The sequence below is a fragment of the Corynebacterium sp. HMSC27B11 genome, from assembly GCF_001815985.1.
Classification (GTDB): Bacteria; Actinomycetota; Actinomycetes; order Mycobacteriales; family Mycobacteriaceae; genus Corynebacterium.
Window position 1 is genome coordinate 14,217 of the sequence record NZ_KV823565.1, and the last position, 19,545, is coordinate 33,761.

Below are 19,545 nucleotides of genomic sequence, written 5' to 3' on the forward strand. Positions count from 1 at the left end.
GGGCGAGAGTAGGAAAATCGAACACCGCCGAAGGAATCGGCGGGGCGTGTCTGCACCGGGTGCCATACTGATGGCATGACGGACACAGCCAAGAATCAACAGCCGACCGCCGTGGCCTCCCCGAGCACGCCGGAGGACCGCCTGGGGGCTCGCGAGGCGGCGAAGGTCGTGCTGCAGCCGCCGCGCCGGGTGGGGGAGGAAGGCCACGAGTGGGACGGGCTTGCCGGGGCCATCGTCACCGGCGATGAACGCATCGATAATTCCGCGCCGTGGACCGTCCTGGGCGGTCCGGGGACAGGCAAGACGAGCCTGCTCGTCGACACGCTGGTCCACTTCCTCGCCGCGGGGGGTTCGGCGGACGAAGTCATGGTGGTCACCCCCACTAAGGACGCCGCCACGGCCGTGAACACCCAGCTGGTAGCCAGGCTGGCAAGCATGAGCAGCTTCGCGGCGACGCGCACGCCGGTGCGTTCTGTGCACTCCTGGGCCTTCGCGGCACTGCGCAGCATGCTACTGGCCAGCGACCGGGAAGCACCGCGGTTGCTCACCGGTGCTGAACATGATGCGGATGTGCGGCTGCTGCTGGCCGGGCACGCCGAAGACGGGGCGGGGGCGTGGCCGGAGCACATCAGACCAGCGTTGGGCTACGTGGGTTTCGCCCGCCAGCTACGCGATTTGCTGCTGCGCGCCGAGGAGCGCGGGGTGGGGCCGGGCGAGCTCACCGCGCTGGGGGAGAAGTACGACCAACCGATGTGGGTGGGGGCAGGGCAGTTCCTCGACGAGTACCGCCAGACGAGGCGGCTGGCCCAGTCCATCAGCTTGAACGCCTCCGAGCTGCTGCACACCACGCTGCAAGAGATGGCCGATGGTCCGGGGCGGGCACAGCTCGACCGGTGGCGGGAGAAGCTGCGGCTGATCCTCATCGATGATGCCCACAATTTGGATCCGGCGGCTGCCGAGTTCCTGGAGCAGTTTTTCACTCCTGAAACGCGGGTGGTGCTCGCCGGCGACCCCGACCAGTGTGTATTCCACTTCCGCGGGGCCGATGAGGAGCTACTCAGCAAATACGCCGCCGACGAGAATCACCGTGTGGTCCTGAGCGGCTCCCAACGCTTTGGAGCTCCCACCGCACGTGCCATCAATGCCCTGACCGGGCACCTACCGCACGTGGACACCCGCATCCCGCTGCGCGTGGCTGAGGGCGCTGAGGCGGCCCAGGAAGCTGAGGCAACGGCAGGGGAGTTGGTCGCGCCGGATGCAGGCCGCGCTAGGGCCACGTCTGGTGCCGCGGGAGAACGGAACCAGCCGATCCGAGTGCTGCGCGCGAACTCCGGGACCGCCGAGCGGCTGCACATCACCGACGCCCTGCGCCGCGCCCACGTCCGCGACGGTGTGGCCTGGCAGGACATGGCCGTCATCGTGCGCTCGGTCGGGGAGATCGCACCCATCCGGCGAGCCCTGCTCACCCACGGGGTGCCGGTGCGGGTCGATCAGACCTCCATCATCCTCGCGGAACAGCCCCTGATCCGGCTGCTGCTCACCGCACTGGAGGCCACCTACCGGCCGTTGGAGAACTCCGAGGTGCGGGTACTCATGGAATCCATGGTCGGTGGCGCCGACCCGATCATGGTGCGCCGCCTCGAGCGCGTGCTGGCCCAAGCGCTGGCCCGCCAACGCCTGCAGGGCAAGCCGGTGCCGGAGAACACCGCGGGCCTGCCATTCCAGTCCAGCGACGCACTCAGCACCCTGCTCAACGGCACCGCCAGCGCGGAGGACGCCGCCGAGTGGACCGCGGGCTTCAACAACCGCGAGCTGCAGATCCTGCAGGACATGAGCGACGTCCTCACCGCGGGCAGGGAGGCACAACGGGCGGGACAATCCGTGGAGATGGTGCTCTGGGAGATCTGGAAGGCCACCGGGCTGGACACCCGCCTGCAGGAACGGGCCCTGCGCGGCGGGACCTTCGGCTCTCAGGCGGACCAGGATCTCGACTCGGTGATGATGCTCTTCGACATGGCCGGGGACTTCGTCGAACGCCACCCCAACGCCTCGATCCGCACCTTCTGCGAGGAAGTCCGCGCCCAGGAGCTGCCCACCGGTGGCCGTGAGCGCGGGGTCGCCAGCAACGCCGTGGAGATCCTGCCCGCCCACGCCGCCGTGGGTCGCCAGTGGCACACCGTGGTCGTCACCCGCGTGCAGGAAGGCAGCTGGCCCGCCGGGCCCACCGTGGGCGGGCTGTTCGGCCAGCTGGAACTCGTTGATCTGCTGGACCGGGGGATTGAGCCCGGCACGCGGGTCTCGCGGGTGGCGAGTGCTGTCCATGAGGAGCGGAGGCTCTTCCTCGTCGCTATCTCGCGGGCTACTCGAAGCACCCTGGTGACCTGTATCGACAACGCCAGCGTGGAAAACGGCGTGCCCTCCCGCTTCGTGGAGGAGATCACCGACGCGCCGGGAGCAGCTGTGCCGCTGGGAACCGTGGACCAGATTGAGCAGGAAGATCCGGTGGGTCAGGAGGCCACGCCGGGCGAGCCCGTGCAGGGGGAGCTTGGGCTGGGCCTGGAACTGGGGGACTCCGCGCAGCAGGGAGGGCCTGCAGTGCAGGCCAGCCCGGCCGAGCAGCTGAGTTCATCGGACCAGCTGAGCCCAGCGGAACAGCTCAGCGCCCTACCACGAGTGCTCGCTCTCGAGCCACTCATCGCCGAACTGCGCGACGTGGTTACCGACCCCACCCAGCGGCACCACCGCCGGGTTTCCGCCGCACGCAACCTCGCCGCGATGGCTGAGGCCGGGATCTTCGGCAGCCACCCTGTCGACTGGTGGGGCATGGCTGAACCCACCACCATGGAGCGGGTCACCGACCGGCGGGGAGGGGTCTCCTTGAGCCCCTCCAAGCTGGACAATATCGATAACTGCGCGCTCAAAACCTTCTTCGACGACAACCGCGGGGCGCAGGAGGAAACCAACCCCATGCGGGTGGGTACCGTCGTCCACGCCATCGCCCAGGCCATCGTCCAACAAGACCTCAGCCTGGAAGACGCCCAATACGCCGCGCGCACCGCACTGAAATGGGCCGTTGTGGGACCAGCATTCGAAGTCAACGCAGCACTCGAACGCTGGGAGCAGGGCATCGCGAACCTCCACAGCTGGATTACGGAGACGTGCACACAAACCGAGGGGACGGAATGGGAGGTCGAGCAGCAGCTCGACACCACCCTGGGAACCCTGCCCACTGGGGAGGAGGTCTTTCTCCGCGGCCGAATTGACCTCATGGCCACCGATGCGGACGGCCGGGTGGTTGTCTACGACTTCAAGACCGGGAAAACCCCCAAAACTGCGGCCGAAGCCCAGGCCAGCCGCCAGCTCGGCGCCTATCAATTCCTCGTGCATGTGAATCGCGGCAAGCAAGCATACGGTGCTCACCTGATCTATCCCGCCACCAGCGAAGGGAAGCTCAAGAAGTCCAGTCAGCCGGACTTCTCTCCCGAGCAGCTCGCCGAGACGAGGCAGAACCTGCTCGCCGCCGCCGAGCAAATCAGCGAGCCCGTACAGATAGCCACCCCAGGCGATGCACAGTGCAAGTACTGCAGCTACCACCTGATCTGCCCGGCCAAGGACGCCGGGAAAACCGTGGTGAGCTCATGAGCCCGCACCAGCCACGCTCCGAGAGCACACACAACGCCCAGCACCCAACCCCGCACAGCGCACAGCAGCGAAAGGCAGCAATGCAGGAACCAGCCGGCGGAATCATCAGCCCCGAGGAACTCGCCACCCGGTGGCTCAAACAACCCTACCCACCTACCCCGCAACAGTCGGCAGTCATCAGCGCGCCACCGCAGGGCAGCTACATCGTCGTCGCTGGTGCCGGCGCCGGCAAGACCGAAACGATGGCCGCGCGCGTGATCTGGCTCGTCGCCAACGGCTACGTCCTGCCCGAACACGTCCTGGGCCTGACCTTCACCCGCAAGGCCGCCAACGAGCTTGGCCAGCGTATCCGGGGCCGGCTGGAAACGCTGGCCCGCAGTGGCTTCCGCGAGCAGCTGCCAGCCGACGATCCGCGCCACGAAGCGCTGCGCAACATCTCGCCCGCGGTCTCCACCTACGACTCCTACGCCGGCAACATCGTCGGGGAGTACGGGTTGCTTGCCCCCGTGGAACCCAGCGGGCGGATCATCAGCGACGCCGAAAAATGGATGATCACCCGTCAGCTGCTCCTTGATCACGACCGCGAGATGCAAACCTCACGCTCGATGGTCACCGTGATCGATTTCATCCACAGGCTCTCCGATGAGATGGATAACCACCTCGCAGAACTTAAGGACGTCCGTGGCGAAACCGAAGCGCTGATCGATACCATCCAGCAGGTCGAACACGGCGTGGGCAAGCCGCTTTCCAAGGCCGCCTACAAGCTCCGCGACGCCAACCAGGAGCGCCTCGACCTGCTGCCCTGGGTTAAGAAGTACTGGGAACGCCTCCAGGAACTCGATGTGCGCACCTTCGGCCAGCAAATGACCCTCGCCGCCAAGCTCGCCTCCGAGCATGCGATCGTCGGCCAGTCCCAGCGCGAACGCTTCCGCGTGGTCATGTTGGACGAGTACCAGGACACCTCGCACGCTCAGCGCGTGCTGCTGCGCTCCCTTTTCGGGGATGGGCAGGACGACGAACTCGCCGTCACCGCCGTGGGCGACCCCATGCAGGCGATCTATGGCTTCCGCGGGGCGACCTCCTCCAACCTCGGGAACTTCGAAACCGACTTCCCTTTCCGCGGGGAACCCGCCCAAAAGCTCGAGCTAACCACCTCTTGGCGTAACCCTGTCTCTGTGTTGGAACTCGCAAACGTCGTCTCCTCCCGCACTCTGGGTGAGAACCGCACCGTCTCCGAGCTGAAGCCCCGCGCGGGAGCCGAGGATGGAGAAATCCAGGTGGCCTTCTTCGACGAAGAGGACCAGGAACTCGAATGGCTCACCGACCAGCTGCAACAGCGCTGGGAGAGCTTCAAGAAGCGCAAGGAGGCCGCCGCCGTATCGGGGGAGAAGGTTGACCCCTTCAGTGCGGCCGTGCTCGTGCGGAAGAACAAAGAAGCCTTACCGATCTTCGAGCTCCTGCGCGCCAAGGGCGTGCCCGTAGAGCTCACTGGTGGGGCGGGGTTGCTGGACATCCCCGAGGTCGCGGATGTCTACGCCACCCTGCGCGCCCTCGTCGACCCGGAGGATGACTCCGCGATGCTCCGCTTGCTCACCGGCCCGCGCTTCAACCTCGGGGCTCGGGACCTGCAGATCCTCGCCCGCCGCGCTCAGCAGCTCCAGCGCCGCGCCAAGGGGGACACCGACCCAGGAGAGGTCAATCAGGACACGACCAGCGCCGGGGGAGAGGACCCGTGGATCCACAATCCCGCCTACGAGGAGCTGAAGAGCCTCGAATCCCCGCTACGTGAGCAACTCCTCGAAGCGATCCCCAACCCCGCGGACGCCACCGTTGGTTTGGCCGACGCCATCGCGGACTTCGCGGATGCCGAAGAGCAAGGGATGAGCCCGCGGGGTGCGCGAGCCATCGCCGAACTCTCCCGCGAGCTCGGCCACCTGCGCCGCAACTGCCTCACCAAGCCACTGCCGGACCTCATCGCGGACATCGAGGACATGATCGGCATCCGCACCGAGGTGCTCACCCGCTGGCACCGCAACCCGGATGACTCGATCGGCACCAGCCACCTCGACGAGTTCGCGGACATCGTCCAGAGCTTCTCCCAGCTCGGTGGCTCCAACGCGTCGATCCTGGTGGATTACCTGCGCGCTGCCCACGAGCACGACTCCGGCCTGGAACCCGGCGAGGTCGAGGCGAAAACCGATACCGTCCAGATCCTCACCGTCCACCGCTCCAAGGGGCTGGAGTGGGACATCGTTGCCGTACCTTATGCGCACCGCAAGAACTTCTTCGACGCCGAAACCCCAGGCGTCAGGCTTGAAGAATGGCTTCATAAGGCCGAGCGCATCCCCTCCAGTCTGCGCGGCGACGCTGAGAACGAAGGCCAACCGGGCGGCTACCCGCTCTATGACGCTAGCCACGCCGAGAAGAGCGCGGACCTCACCAAGGCTGCTGATGCTTTCGAAGTTCAGCTGCAAGCCAAGGAGGCCCAGGAGAGCGAGAGGCTGTTCTACGTGGGAATCACCCGCACCGAACGTGTGCTGCTGGTGAGTGGCTCCGCGTATAGTTCCGGCGTTACCGCCGTGGACCCCTCGCTGAACCTGGTGCTGCTGCGCAACCGCATCACCGATTCCCGTGCGCCCCTGGCAGGGGCGAGTGTGCACACCTGGTCCGACCTGGGGCGCAAGCCAAGTAAGTCAGATGCCGCGAGGGTGGAGAAGGGCAACGCCACCGAGATCGACCACTACTTCTATCCCACGCCAGAGCAGCTCATCGCGCGCGAGGACTATGCGCTTGAGCGTCGCCGTGCCGAAGCCGACGGCGAGCAGGCCAGCTGGCCGCAGCCCGCGCCACTGGCCAGCAGACCTGGTGCTGCCGACGGAGCGGGCATGGTCATTGACGCGATCGGCGCGGCAACCACCGGTGACTCCGCTACTGAATCTGCCGCCAGCCAGGACATGCTGACCCGCCAATGGGACGAGGAAACCCGCCTGCTGATCCAAGAGCACCAGCAGCGCACCCTCACCGCCGTGGAGGTCCCACTCGACCCGATGCTCACCGCAACCCAAGCGGTCGCGATGAACCAGGACCCGGAACAGTTCGCACGGCGGCGTCGTCGCCCCATCCCGATGCAGCCCCAGCCCTACGCCAAGCGCGGAACGGCCTTCCACAACTGGGTGGAGCAGCACTACAACCAAGCCATGCTCTTCGACGAGGACGAAATGCCCGGCGCCTCCGACGCCACCCTCCAGGACCCGCAGCTCGAGGAATTGAAAAACAAGTTCCTTGGCTCTGAGTGGGCGCAGCGCACCCCGGAGTCGGTTGAGGGCTCCTACCTGGTTAACATCGGCGGATTCGTCTTCAACGGCCGGATGGATGCCGTCTTCCACGAAGGCGAGGACCCCGCCGCGGGATGGCTCGTCGTCGACTGGAAGACTGGGCAGATGCCGACCGGCCGGGATATGAAGAATGCCGAGCTCCAGCTGGCCGCCTACCGGCTGGCCTGGGCGAAAATCCTGAGCCGCCAGCTGGGTGTGGAGGTGCCGGTGGATAACGTGCGCACCGCGTTCTTCTATGTGCGCACCCAGCACACCCACTACGTGCAAGACTTGCCGAACGAAGAAGAACTCATCGCCCGGCTAGGCTTGAACAAGTCCTAAGCCCTAGGATTTGATGGTTCACGACAACCCGCCCCGAGCCACGGGGCAGGGGCGGGCCGACCCACGGGCCGGGCGTCCAATAACTGCTGGGGCAGGGCACGAACCCACCCCACGAAACCCATCTGAGGATAGGAAGTCATGCGGTTTAGAATGCGGGAACGCTTCCAGACGGAAGGCGAACTTGACGGTCTCCCGCCGCACGCGCTGCTCAACATCCTCCGCCTGCCGGAGGAGGAATACCGCAGCCCCTGGCGGCTCATCGGCCGCCGTATGCTCTACGCCCTCGGCCTCATCCTCGGGGTGGCGCTGCTGACCTACCGGGGCAGGGCGGGATACACCGGCATCGAAACCTTCATCGACGCGGTGTACTACTCAACGATCACCCTGTCGACCACAGGATACGGCGACGTCACCCCGGTCAGCCAGCAGGAACGCCTCATCACGGCCCTGATCGTCACCCCCTTAAGAATCGTCTTCCTCGCCCTGCTGGTCGGCACGACGCTGACCGTGCTGACGAAGGAATCCCGCCAAACCTTCATGATCCGCCGCTGGAGGAAAAGAATGCGCAACCACACCATCGTCATCGGCTACGGCACGAAGGGCCGGTCCGCCGTGGCAGCCCTCCTCGCCGACGGCGTCTCCCCATCCCAGATCGTGGTCGTGGACCTCGACCGGGAAGCCCTCGACCTCGCCAACGCCCAGGGCCTGGTCACCGTCCACGGCTCCGCAACCCGCTCCGACGTCCTGAAACTCGCCGGCGTGAACCGCGCCCGGGCCGTCGTCGTCGCCCCGAACCAGGACGACACCGCCGTGCTGGTCACCCTCTCCGTCCGAGAGATCGCGCCCTCGGCCACCATCATCGCCAGCGTGCGCGAATCCGATAACTCCCACCTGCTGCGCCAATCAGGCGCGGACTCCGTGGTCGTGTCCAGTGAGACCGCCGGCCGCCTCATGGGATTGGCAACCGTCACCCCATCCGTGACCGAAATGATGGAGGACCTGCTCTCCCCGGACGAGGGCTTCTCCATCGCCGAACGCCCCGCCAAGGAAGAGGAAGTCGGCGGCAACCCGCGTGTGCTGGAGGACATCGTGCTCGGCATCGTCCGCTCCGGCGCGCTGTACCGCATCGACTCCGCCGAAGCCGAGACCGTCGAACCGGGCGACCGCATCCTCTACGTCCGCGGCATGGGCAACCTCGAGGAGGGAGAATAATTGGAGACCAGGGACCACCTGGATCCGGAACAACGTCGCGCAGCAACCGCCCCCCGCGGGCCCGTCGCGATCATCGCGGGCGCCGGCACCGGCAAGACCCGCACCATCACCCACCGCATCGCCCACCTCGTGGACGGCGGCTTCGTCAACCCCGACCAGGTGCTGGCCGTGACCTTCACCTCCCGGGCTGCCTCCGAGATGCGGGAACGCCTCGCGATGATGAACGTCGCGCGCGTCCAAGCCCGCACCTTCCACGCCTCCGCCATGCGCCAGCTGGGTTACTTCTGGCCGAAATACGCCGGAGACCTGCCGTGGAAGCTGGTGGACTCCAAGTTCCCGCTCATGAGCCGAGCCGCCCGTGGCGCCGGCCTGGAACCCACCACCACACTGCTCAAGGACCTGATCGGTGAGGTGGAGTGGTGCAAGTCCTCGCTCATCGTCGCGGAGGACTACCCGAAGGTCATGGTGCCGGAGCGCCGCGACTGCCCCGTGAGCCCCGAGCAGTTCATCAAGGTGTTTCAGAACTACGAGCAGCTCAAGGCCACGCCCGAGGGAATGCTGCTGGACTTCGACGACCTGCTGCTGAATATGGCCGCCGCCATCGAGTCCAACGTCGGCATCGCCGAGGAGTTCCGCTCCCAGTACCGCACCTTCGTGGTCGACGAGTATCAGGACGTCACCCCGTTGCAGCAGCGCCTGCTTGATGCCTGGCTCGGCGAGCGCGACGACCTCACCGTCGTGGGCGACGCCAACCAGACCATTTACTCCTTCAACGGAGCTAGCCCCAGCTACCTGCTGGACTTCACCACGAAATTCCCCGAGGCCACCACCGTGCGCCTGCACCGGGACTACCGTTCCACCCCGCAGGTTGTGGAGCTGGCCAACGAGGTGATCGGCAAGGCCAAGGGCCGGGCCGCCGGGACCCGGCTGAAGCTGGAGGGGCAGCGCCCCGACGGCCCGGAGCCGGAGTTCGTGGAATACCCCGACGAGGCCGCCGAGGCCAAGGGGGTGGCGGAGAAGATCGCCCAGCTGATCAAGCAGGGCGTTCAGCCCGCCGAGATCGCGGTGCTGTACCGCATCAACGCCCAGGCCGGTGCGCTCGAATACGCCCTGGAAGAGGCCGGTATCCCGTACCAGGTCAAGGGCGGGGAGGGCTTCTTCTCCCGCGCCGAGATCCGGCAGGGGCTGGGCGCGCTGGCCAAGAGCGCGCGGAACTTCGGCGGCCAGCCAGGCGGCGGGCAAGGCGGTGAGCCGGATGCCGGACCCGGCGGACCCGGTAGCGCTGGCGGACAAGCCAGCGCTACCGTCGCGGACAGCACAGGCCCGGAGACCCGGGAGGAGATCCTCAACGCCGCGAAGGCGGCACTCGCCCCGGTCGGCCTGACGGCCACCGAGCCCAGCGGTGCGCAGGAACGCCAGCGCTGGCAGTCCCTCAACGCCCTGGTGGAGCTGATCGAGGAGATCCTCACCGCGAACCCACAGATCAGCTACCTCGGGGTCATTGGCATGCTCCAGGAGCGAGTGCGCTCCAAGAACCCGCCGAAGGTGCAGGGCGTGACCCTGGTCAGCGTCCACATGGCCAAGGGCCTGGAGTGGGACGCCGTCTTCCTCGTCGGCCTCTACGAGGGCATGTTTCCGATCCACCACGCCCTCAAGGGCGCGGGTGCGGCCGACGCGATCGAGGAAGAGCGCCGCCTGCTCTACGTCGGTGTCACCCGAGCCCGCGAGCACCTCCACCTCTCCTGGGCGCTGGCCCGGCAGGAGGGCGGCAAACAGTCCCGCGTCCGCACCCGCTTCCTCGACGGCCTGGTGCCGTGGGAGGACGAGGACGACGGCGAGCTGGCCATCGACCTGGACCAGGCGCGACGTCGTCGGAAAACGGGCGCCCCGAAGAACGCCTGCGCCGTCTGCGGCACGCCCCTGTCCACCCCGGAGGCGAAGATCCTCGGCCGCTGCGGGCAGCACTCGCTGGAAACCGACCAGGTGGTCATCGGGGAGCTGCGGCAGTGGCGGCTGGAGACCGCGAAGTCCATGGGTGTTCCGGCGTACGTGGTGTTCACGGACGCCACGCTGCTCGCCATCGCGCAGCGGATGCCCGCCAGCCCCGAGGAGCTCATTCAGGTCCCGGGGGTGGGGCCGATGAAGATCGAGCAGTTCGGGGAGGACGTCCTCGCCATCACCGCGAACTACGCCACGGGATAGTGGTACCCGCGGGCTAGCTGGGTGGGCAGGGGAGGGGTGCTACGACCGGGATAGGGCTGCCGCGGCTGGTGGTGCAGGTGCGCTCCGAAGCCGGGAGCCGGGGCAGCAGAGCCTAGCGAGTCACATCCAGCCCAAGGCCAGCCTCGGCCATGCGGCAGAGCACGCACTCCGGTTCGCGCCGCACCTCCTCGGGCTGGATGGCGAAACCGGTGGTGTCGAAGAACTGCCGCTGGGTGAGCAGTGGCGGGAGCGCGGCTGGGTCCGAGCCAGCATCGCGCCAGGGGATGATGTGCTCCCGGATGATCTGGGTGGTGATCTCCGCCAGCAGACCGTGCTCCGCGGTGGTGTAGCTGACCGGCCGGGCCGTGGCCTGCGCACGGGTGCTGCGCCACAGCGCATCGCGTTCCAGGTAGGCCTGGTCGATGCAGCTCAGGCAGGCGGTGCGCCCGGGGATAATCAGTGGGCCGAAGGTGAGGTACCCGTCGATCACCCCGGTGGGGTAGTGGGGGATGAGCTTTTCGTGCAGCCAGAACTGCACATCCGGTGGCGGGAAGAGCCCACCCGGCAGGATCAGGACGTCCTTGCGGGCCGTACGCCCCTGGCTGGTGATGACCTGCCCGGACCGTGCCTCGCTGGTGGTGCGTGGCGCCTCCAACCAGTCCACCTTCACACCGTGGGTGAAGAGGGCATCGGCGAGGGCCAGGGAGGGCTTGCCGAAGCGCAGCAGCGGGATAGCCTGCTCCTCGGCGGCGACCAGCACCCCGGCCCGCACCAGCTCCTCGGCGATGGAACCCGCCTCAACAGACGTGAAGCCACAGTAGCCCAGGGTGGCGGCGAGATCCTCGGCGGTCATGCCCGCGCGAGCCTGCATCATCACCTGCAACACCTGGCCGGGATCCACGGCGGCCGGCACCGGGAGGATCACTGCGTTGCCGGGGTGGATACCGAACTGGATGCTGCGGTCTGGTCGCAGCAGCACCGCCGTGCCCGGGCGGAGCACCATCCGGGCAGGCGGACCGGAGCTGGCTGTGGCATTCGCGGTTCGCGAGCCCTGTGGCCTGTCTTTTTCGGCGGTTGCGTGCACCATGATTCCCCCTCGGATTCGCAGCTCCCCTGAGGCGCGGCCCCATCCGCGCCCGGGCGACCCCCGCCGCCCGCGTTCTGTGTCTGCGCAGAATTCTAGCCACGCGGGCACCGGGGCGTGGGCAAAGTGCGAAACCGCGAAGGATTAGCGACAAGCGCGGCGGCTAACATGTGCTTCCATGACCAGAGCCCAGCCCACCGCCACGCAACGCAAGGCCCAGCAGGCCGCCGCGCGGCTCAGCACCCCGGCCCGCCCGGTGGAGGTGCGGCTCTCGGCGCGGCGGAAGAAGACCATCACCGCCCGCTGGGAAGGGCAAACAATCGTGATGCTGGCTCCGGCCGCGATGGGCCTGGAGCGGCTGGTGGCCGCGGGGGAGGGGCTCATCGCCCGGCTAGAAAAGAAAGCCACCCGTGCCACGAACCACAAGCGCAGCGACGATCAGCTCCAGGCCCTGGCCGAGGCCTTGAATGACAAATACTTAGGCGGCCAGGCGGAATGGTCTTCCATCACCTGGGTGAAGAACATGACCACCCGCTGGGGCAGCTGCACCCCCAGCACCGGGCGCATCCGCATCTCCCACCGGCTTAAACAGGTGCCGGATTACGTCCTGAACTCCGTGATCATCCACGAACTCGTGCACACGTGGATCCCCAACCACGGTGCGGACTTCTGGCACTGGGCTAGCCGCGCGCCACAGCTCGAGCGGGCCCGCGGCTACCTCGAGGCCTATCAGCGCTGGGGCTGCCCGGGCGACGGCCCGGAACCGCAGCCCTAATCGTCCTCGTCGTCCTTCGACTCCGGGGTCTGATCCCGCTTGTCGTCCTGCTCCGGGCGGCGGCGGTTGGTGCGCTCCTCGCGCGGCCCGCCCTGGCGGTTCAGCTCCGCCTCCAGCTTCTCGATCTCGCTGATCGGGTCGAAGTCCTCGTCCTCGCCGTCGAAGGCCACCTTGCCGATGAATCCAGCCGGGTTGTCCAGGTCTTTGGCCAGCGGCAGCAGGTCCGGGTGATCCCAGATTCCGTCGCGCTTTTCCGCGCCCACGGCCTCGTCCAGCTTGTGCCACAGACCAGCGGCATCGTTGGCGCGCGGCGCGAGCAGGGAAATGCCCACGGTCTTGCTCAGCGCCTCCATCTCCGGGGACTCGGTGTTGCGGTAAGAGGACCACGCCGCGGTGAGGATCGACGCATTCGGCATCCGGTCCGCCAGCGCCTGGCCGACCACGTAGTCCACCCAGCCCTCCACGAGGCTCAGGCTAGTCTCCAGCCGCTCGCGGGCGTGCGCGTTCGCGGACACGACCTTGGGGGAGAGGTCCTGGCCCTGCATCTGAGCCATCATTTCCTGCATCTTTGCGGGATCATTCATGGACTCCGGGTTGAACTCCCGCATCGCCTCCTCCATCGCGGAGGTATCCAGCGCCAGCCCGCGGGCGAACTCCTCAACATCCAGGATGAGGCGCTCGGCCAGCCACGGGACGTGCTTGAACAGGCGGTGGTGTGCGGCCTCGCGGGTCGCCAGGTAGATCAGCGCCTCCCGCTTATCCGTGCCCAGCTTCTCGGCCATGGACTCCAGTTGTGCGGTCGCCACAGCCGCCACGTTGCCGCTTGCCAGCGGCATACCCCACTGCGTGGAGTGGCTGACACCCGTCGCCAGCTCGCCGAGTGTGTGGCCCAATTGCATGGAGAAGTTCATCGCGTTGACCTGGCGCATGATGCCGGCCAGCGGGCCCATCTGATCCCGCATCTCCTCCGGGATCTCGCCCATCGCGGCCTCGCCGAGCTTCTCCGCCAGCGGGGTGAAGATCCGCTTCCACGTCTCGAGCGTTTCCTCCAGCCACTGCTCCGGGCCGAAGGCGACGGAGCCAGTAGCCCCCGCAGGCAGCGTGGTCGCCCCGTCCAGCCACAGCTCCGCGAGTCGCACAGATTCCGCCACGGCCTGGGAATCCGACTGGCTCGGCGTGCTGGACCCCGATCCGCGCTGGAGGCCAGCGCCGAAGCCGAAGAACAAACCGCCGAACGGGTGCTGCCCACCCTCGCTGGCCTGCTGCTTGCTGCGGATGTGCTGGCGAGCGGTGCGCTCCACCATCGAATAGTTCACGGCATCATCTGCGCCCGTGCTGTTCAGATCCGCGCCGAAGCCACTGAACATCGAGCCGAACTGGTTCAGCAGGTCGCCGAGATTCCCGCCGCCGAAGCCACCGCCGAAGGGATTCGACTGCTCAGAACCACCCGAGCCCGGGCCGCCGAAGATAAATTCGAAAGGATTATTGCCTCGACCGTCGCCCTGGCCGCCACGACCGTCGCCACCGTTCTGACCATCCTTGTGGTCATCATCGTCGCGGCCGTTGTCGTCGCCGTTGCCACCGTTGTTATTGGGGTGCATGCCGAAGCCGAAATTACTCATGCCAACAACCTTACTGATCGCAGCGGACAGCGCCCCACCAAAAACCGCCCGTTCCGTGTGCTGTGAGCGAACGGTCCCGCCATCGCTTCCCGTCACCCTTTCCATATTGAGGACGTCACCCCGCACCCACCGCCCGGCCTCGCCTCAACCCAGCAGTCCCCACGAGCAGGTAGGGTATGAACGATGAAAATCTGGAACCGTCGCAACCGAACGATCGCGCTGGGCGCCGCCCCGGTCGTCGTCTTGGTGACCCTGCTTGGCCTGCCGAGCATCCCGGGCACCGATATCGACCTGACGGTTCCCTACGCGGCAGAGGGCAAGGGGCCGACCTTCAACACCCTCGGCGAGGAGGGCGGCAAGCAGGTCGTCGAGATCACCGGTGCGGAGACCAATGAACCCGCCGGTCACCTCAACATGACCACCGTCTCCGTGCACACCAAGCTCACGCTCGGCCAGGCGCTCGCCCGGTGGCTGACCACCGACGACACCCTCGTGCCGATCGGGCAGATCTTCCCCGCGAACAAGTCTCCCGAGGAAGTCCAGCAGCAGAATCAGGCAGCCTTCGCCGCCTCGGAATCCAACGCCACCACCGCGGCGATGAACTATCTCAACAAACCGCTGGAAACCGCCGTCATCGACGTCCTGGACGACGCGCCGGCAGCGGGGAAGATCAAGGTCAACGACGTCATCCGCGAGGTTGGCGGCCGAACCATCACCACCCCCGACGAGCTCGCACGGGTGGTCGGCGAGCACTCACCGGGCGACGAGATCGACGTCCTGGTCGACCGGCAGGGCAAGGAGGAGACGGTGACCGTCACGCTCGGCGAGCCACCGAAGCATCTCCAGCGGGCCGAGCAGGGCTCCGCCTTCCTGGGCGTGACTTCTGTATCCCAGCCCGCGGGTGAGATCCGCGTGCGCTATAACCTGCAGGACGTCGGCGGCCCCTCCGCGGGGCTCATGTTTTCCCTCGCCGTCGTGGACAAGCTCACCCCGCAAGATCTGACGGGTGGCGCGTTCGTCGCGGGCACCGGCTCCATCGATGCTGCCGGCCAGGTCGGCGCGATCGGCGGGATCACCCACAAGATCCGCGCGGCTGCGGACGCCGGGGCCGAATACTTCCTGGTACCCGCCGGCAACTGCGCCGAGGCGCTCACGGTGGAGGACGCCGGGCCGAAGCTGGTGAAGGTCGACTCCCTCGAGGACGCGGTCAAGGACCTGGAGGGCATCCGCTCCGGCGGCGGCTTCGACACCTGCAGCTAGGGCGCAGCGAGGCCCTAGCGAGGCCCTAGTCCACGAAGGTGGCGCGCAGCGCGGCGATCACGCCCGGCGCAATATCCTCCCCGCCCCGCAGCTCCACGCGGTCCTGGCCGAAGGGATCGGCCGCGAGCTCCTCCTCGGTCGGGCGCAGCTGCAGCAAGGTGCGCTCGGAACCATCGCCCGCCGCCGCGGCGCCATCCCGGGCACCCGCGTCCAAGATGCCGCTGAACAGTCGTGCCTGCTGCGGGGCTGCGTCCTCGCCTAGGGAGGAGTCCACGAAGGAGATCTCCTGGGCCAGGATCGCGCCCACCACCTGCGCAGGCCAGCGGATGGAGGCGACGAACTCGCCCAGCTCCTCCGAGCCGGGGCGGATGTGCTCCGGCAGGTCGTCCTGCACGATCAGGGAGAGAGGGTTGCGGTCCTCGGTGAGTTCCAGGGCGTCGGCGACGAGCTCCGTCGGAACGAGGGCGAACAGGGTGGCGGGGCGATCCCAGCCCTCGGCCTGGATGAAGTCCACGGCCTCCATGAGGGCGGCGTTCAAGATGCGGTCATCGTTGAGGTTCATGGCCGCGAGTTTAGCCCGCCGCCCCATATGTGGCGGCAGCCAGCATCGCTAGGGGCAAAAACTCATTTCGCGAGGGAAGTTTTACTACGTATCCTGGACTGTTAGATCTGATTCTGCGTAGGAAGTAGTGAACCCTTGAGTATGTCGGCACAGCCTCCATCTGGCGCCTCATCTGCAAATTTCACGCCCTCGCGCCGTTCCAAGATTATCGCCGGCCTGGTCATGGCGCTGGGCGTGGCGTTCTTCTTGGTGCCCATCGTGGTTGGTGCGTACACGGACTGGCAGTGGTTCCGTGACCTGGAATATCAGGGCGTATTCTTCAGCGTCATCGTGACCCGCGTGATTCTATTCCTGATCTTCGGTCTGGTTGCGGGGGCGATCGTCTGGCTCGCGGCCTTCGCCGCCTACCGCAAGCGGCCGACCAGCCTGGAGTCGCTCGGCTCGGCCTCGCCATTGGCCGCGAACCGCCCGACGATCCGTCAGACCGTCCGCCCGATGCTGGTGTGGCTGCCGATCCTGGCGGGCATCGTCGTCGGCCTGGTCGCGCAGGGCAACTGGCGCCGCGCGATGCTGTTCTGGAATTCCTCTTCCTTCGGGGTGGAGGACCCGCAGTTCGGCAAGGACCTAAGTTTCTACGCGTTCAACCTGCCAATGCTGAACCTCATCCTGGGGATGCTCAGCTTCATCCTCATCATCGCGTTCTTCGTCAACGGCATCGGCCATTACCTGCTGGGCTCTATCACCACCGGTAACCCGCGGGTGGGGGAGAAAGCGAAGGTCGCCCCGGCGGCCCGCCGCCAGCTGGCAATCATCGCCGGCATTTGGATGATCGTGAAGGCCGTGGGCTACTGGTTCGACCGCTACGACCTGCTCAACCGCCAGCACGACACCTTCACGGGTGGCTCCTACACGGATATCAACGCCGTCCTGCCCGCGAAGATCGTCCTGCTCGTCGTCGCCATCTTCGTCGCTGCCTTGTTCTTCCTCACCATCGTGATGAAGGACCTGCGCATCCCGGCGCTCGCCGTGGCCCTGATGCTGCTGACCTCCCTCGTCGCCGGCGTGGCCTGGCCAGCGATCCTGGAGCAGTTCTCCGTCGCGCCGAACCGCGCGGAGAAGGAGCGCGAGTACATCGCCCGCAACATCGACGCCACCCGCCACGCCTACGGACTCGGGGACGATAACGTCACCTACGAGCGCAACTGGGGCACCAAGCAGGGTGGCAAGAAGGCGGAGCGCTCCATCGCCCAGGACGACGTCACTCTCTCCAACATCCGTCTTCTCGACCCGCAGGTTCTGTCCCCGACGTTCACCCAGCAACAGCAGCTGCGTAACTTCTACGGCTTCTCCGATGAGCTCGCCGTGGACCGCTACGAGGTTGATGGCAAGATGCGTGACTTTGTCGTCGCCGCTCGTGAGCTGAACCCGAACACCCTGGAAGGCAACCAGCAGGACTGGATTAACCGCCACACCGTCTACACCCACGGCAACGGCTTCATCGCCGCCCCGGCCCGCAAGGTCGACGAGGTGGCCCGCGACGTCGGTTCCGCCCGCGGTGGCTACCCGGTCTACACCGTCGCCGACCTGCAGTCCCTGGAGCGGGGTCGCCAGGGTGGCGAGCTGGAGCTGGATCTGAAGCAGCCGCGTATCTACTTCGGCCCGCTGATCGCCTCCAACCCGACGCCGAACTCGGACTACGCCATCGTCGGCCGTACCGGCGGCAACCCGCTGGAGTACGACACCGAGGACAGCAACTACACCTACACCGGTAAGGGCGGAGTGGACGTCAATAATCCATTCAACCGCCTGATGTACGCCGCCCACTTCGAGTCGATGAACCTGCTGCTCACCGACCGCATCGGCGAGGACTCTCGCATCCTGTACAACCGCGACCCCCGCGAGCGCGTGCATAAGGTCGCACCGTGGCTGACCACCGACTCGAAGACCTACCCGACCGTCATCGACGGCCGCATCAAGTGGGTCGTCGACGGCTACACCACCCTGACGGACCTGCCCTACTCCGAGCGCACCAGCCTGACGGAGACCACGACGGACACCACCAACCCCGATGGTGTCCGCCGTGAGCAGCTGGTCACCGACAAGGTCAGCTACATCCGCAACTCCGTCAAGGCCACCGTCGACGCCTACGACGGCACCGTCGAGCTCTACGAGTTCGACGAGAAGGACCCGGTGCTGAAGGCCTGGCGTGGCGCTTTCCCGGACGTCGTGAAGCCGAAGTCCGAGATCAGCGACGAGCTGATGCAGCACATGCGCTACCCAGGTGACATGTTCAAGGTGCAGCGCGAGCTCATCGCCCGCTACCACGTCAGTGACCCGGGCGTGTTCTTCCAGAACGACGCCTTCTGGTCCGTGCCTTCCGACCCGACCGCCAAGGAGAACAAGGGCGAGCTGGCGCAGCCACCGTACTACGTGGTCGCCGCCGACCCGGAGACGGGCAAGCCGAGCTTCCAGCTGATCACCCCGTTCCGCGGCCTGCGTCGTGAGTTCCTGGCTGCGCACATGACCGTCTCCTCCGACCCGGAGAGCTACGGCAAGATCCACGTGCGCGTGCTGCCGACCCAGACGCAGACCCAGGGTCCGAAGCAGGCACAGGACACGATGATGTCCTCCGACGAGGTCGCCCGTGAGCGCACCCTGCTTGAGGGCACCAACGACGTCATCAACGGCAACCTGCTGACCCTGCCGGTGGGCGACGGCCAGGTGCTCTACGTGGAGCCGGTGTACTCCAAGCGTAAGGACCAGGAGTCCGCGTTCCCGAAGCTGCTGCGCGTCCTGGTGTCCTACAACGGTCAGGTCGGTTACGCGCCGACGATCGCCGAGGCCCTGGAGCAGGTGGGCATCGACCCGGCTGCCGCCACGGACCTGGAGGAGGTCGACGGTAGCGTCGTGGACCCAAGCAAGGGCGACAAGAAGGACGAAGGCGAGTCCGGTAAGAAGGACGAGGGCAAGGATCAGGAGCAGGGCTCCGGGGCGGCTGGTCAGCTGCCGCAGGGTGACGCTGCCCAGAAGGTCCGGGATGCGATGGACAAGGTCAACCGCACCCGCCAGTCCGGCTCCTTCGAGGAATTCGGTAAGGCACTCGACGAGCTGGACAAGGCCGTCCGCGAGCTGCAGTCCCAGCAGTAGGGGCGGGTTGGGCGGCCTGGAGGCGCCCGGCTGGCTGGGCGGTCGCGTCGCCGCCCAGTGACTAGCCCGCTGATCGCCCGTTGGTCGCAGCGCTCGATGGAAGAGCGCAGGCCAGCGGGCGATTTTGCTTTTGTATGGAGCCTTGTTAGGCTAGTCGATGTTGCAGACAGAGGTCAGCCAAGGAATTGGTTGAGTCTGTACTCGCAAGCGTCGCGGGGTGGAGCAGCTCGGTAGCTCGCTGGGCTCATAACCCAGAGGTCGTAGGTTCGAATCCTGCCCCCGCTACTAAGATAAGACCCCTACCAGTGGAAACACTGGTAGGGGTCTTCTTTATTTTGTGCTGAAATCGCCATTTGGGGGTTAAACGACAAAAGGGGACGCGG

The 19,545-nt window shown here is 66.6% G+C and carries 10 protein-coding genes and 1 tRNA gene; 8 read left to right on the forward strand and 3 right to left on the reverse strand.

Going from position 1 to position 19,545, the window contains the following annotated elements; translation table 11 throughout:
* Positions 1–75 precede the first annotated feature (75 nt).
* The 4 genes from HMPREF3097_RS06850 (at position 76) to HMPREF3097_RS06865 (ending at position 10,712) form a co-directional block, all read left to right on the forward strand.
* Positions 76–3,642 carry an ATP-dependent DNA helicase gene (locus tag HMPREF3097_RS06850; protein WP_070761655.1) on the forward strand — a complete coding sequence of 1,189 codons (3,567 nt, stop codon included), beginning with the start codon at positions 76–78 and terminating at the stop codon, positions 3,640–3,642.
* 80 nt (positions 3,643–3,722) lie between these two features.
* Positions 3,723–7,298: a UvrD-helicase domain-containing protein gene (locus HMPREF3097_RS06855; protein WP_246821319.1), complete on the forward strand. Its 3,576-nt coding sequence runs from the start codon at positions 3,723–3,725 to the stop codon at positions 7,296–7,298.
* A gap of 138 nt (positions 7,299–7,436) precedes the next feature.
* Positions 7,437–8,510, forward strand: coding sequence for a potassium channel family protein (locus HMPREF3097_RS06860; RefSeq protein WP_012359758.1), 1,074 nt, complete (start codon positions 7,437–7,439; stop codon positions 8,508–8,510).
* A complete protein-coding gene (locus tag HMPREF3097_RS06865; RefSeq protein WP_070761657.1) occupies positions 8,511–10,712 on the forward strand; it encodes an ATP-dependent DNA helicase UvrD2 in 2,202 nt (733 codons plus the stop codon).
* A gap of 112 nt (positions 10,713–10,824) precedes the next feature.
* Here the strand turns inward: HMPREF3097_RS06865 and HMPREF3097_RS06870 are convergent, their stop codons facing one another.
* Positions 10,825–11,799, reverse strand: coding sequence for a type 1 periplasmic-binding domain-containing protein (locus HMPREF3097_RS06870; RefSeq protein WP_070761658.1), 975 nt, complete (start codon positions 11,797–11,799; stop codon positions 10,825–10,827).
* A 175-nt stretch (positions 11,800–11,974) separates the two neighbouring features.
* Between HMPREF3097_RS06870 and HMPREF3097_RS06875 the strand changes: the two genes are divergently transcribed.
* The gene (locus HMPREF3097_RS06875; RefSeq protein ID WP_070761659.1) at positions 11,975–12,571 is read left to right on the forward strand and encodes a M48 metallopeptidase family protein; all 597 of its coding nucleotides are present in this window, start codon (positions 11,975–11,977) and stop codon (positions 12,569–12,571) included.
* On the opposite strand, the gene HMPREF3097_RS06880 is transcribed toward HMPREF3097_RS06875, so the two are convergent.
* Positions 12,568–14,193, reverse strand: coding sequence for a zinc-dependent metalloprotease (locus tag HMPREF3097_RS06880; RefSeq protein ID WP_246821320.1), 1,626 nt, complete (start codon positions 14,191–14,193; stop codon positions 12,568–12,570). The two genes, HMPREF3097_RS06875 and HMPREF3097_RS06880, sit on opposite strands and share 4 nt — an antisense overlap.
* Positions 14,194–14,376: 183 nt before the next feature.
* Between HMPREF3097_RS06880 and HMPREF3097_RS06885 the strand changes: the two genes are divergently transcribed.
* Positions 14,377–15,453, forward strand: a complete 1,077-nt coding sequence (locus HMPREF3097_RS06885; RefSeq protein ID WP_070761661.1) for a YlbL family protein — start codon at positions 14,377–14,379, stop codon at positions 15,451–15,453.
* A gap of 25 nt (positions 15,454–15,478) precedes the next feature.
* Here HMPREF3097_RS06885 and HMPREF3097_RS06890 read toward each other — a convergent pair whose 3' ends face one another.
* A complete protein-coding gene (locus HMPREF3097_RS06890; RefSeq protein ID WP_043951981.1) occupies positions 15,479–16,015 on the reverse strand; it encodes a PPA1309 family protein in 537 nt (178 codons plus the stop codon).
* Positions 16,016–16,156: 141 nt separating this feature from the next.
* Between HMPREF3097_RS06890 and HMPREF3097_RS06895 the strand changes: the two genes are divergently transcribed.
* Both HMPREF3097_RS06895 and HMPREF3097_RS06900 read left to right on the forward strand, forming a co-directional pair.
* Positions 16,157–19,162, forward strand: coding sequence for a UPF0182 family protein (locus HMPREF3097_RS06895; protein ID WP_070761662.1), 3,006 nt, complete (start codon positions 16,157–16,159; stop codon positions 19,160–19,162).
* Between the two features lie 211 nt (positions 19,163–19,373).
* Positions 19,374–19,447 (forward strand) — tRNA-Met (locus tag HMPREF3097_RS06900).
* Positions 19,448–19,545 lie beyond the last annotated feature (98 nt).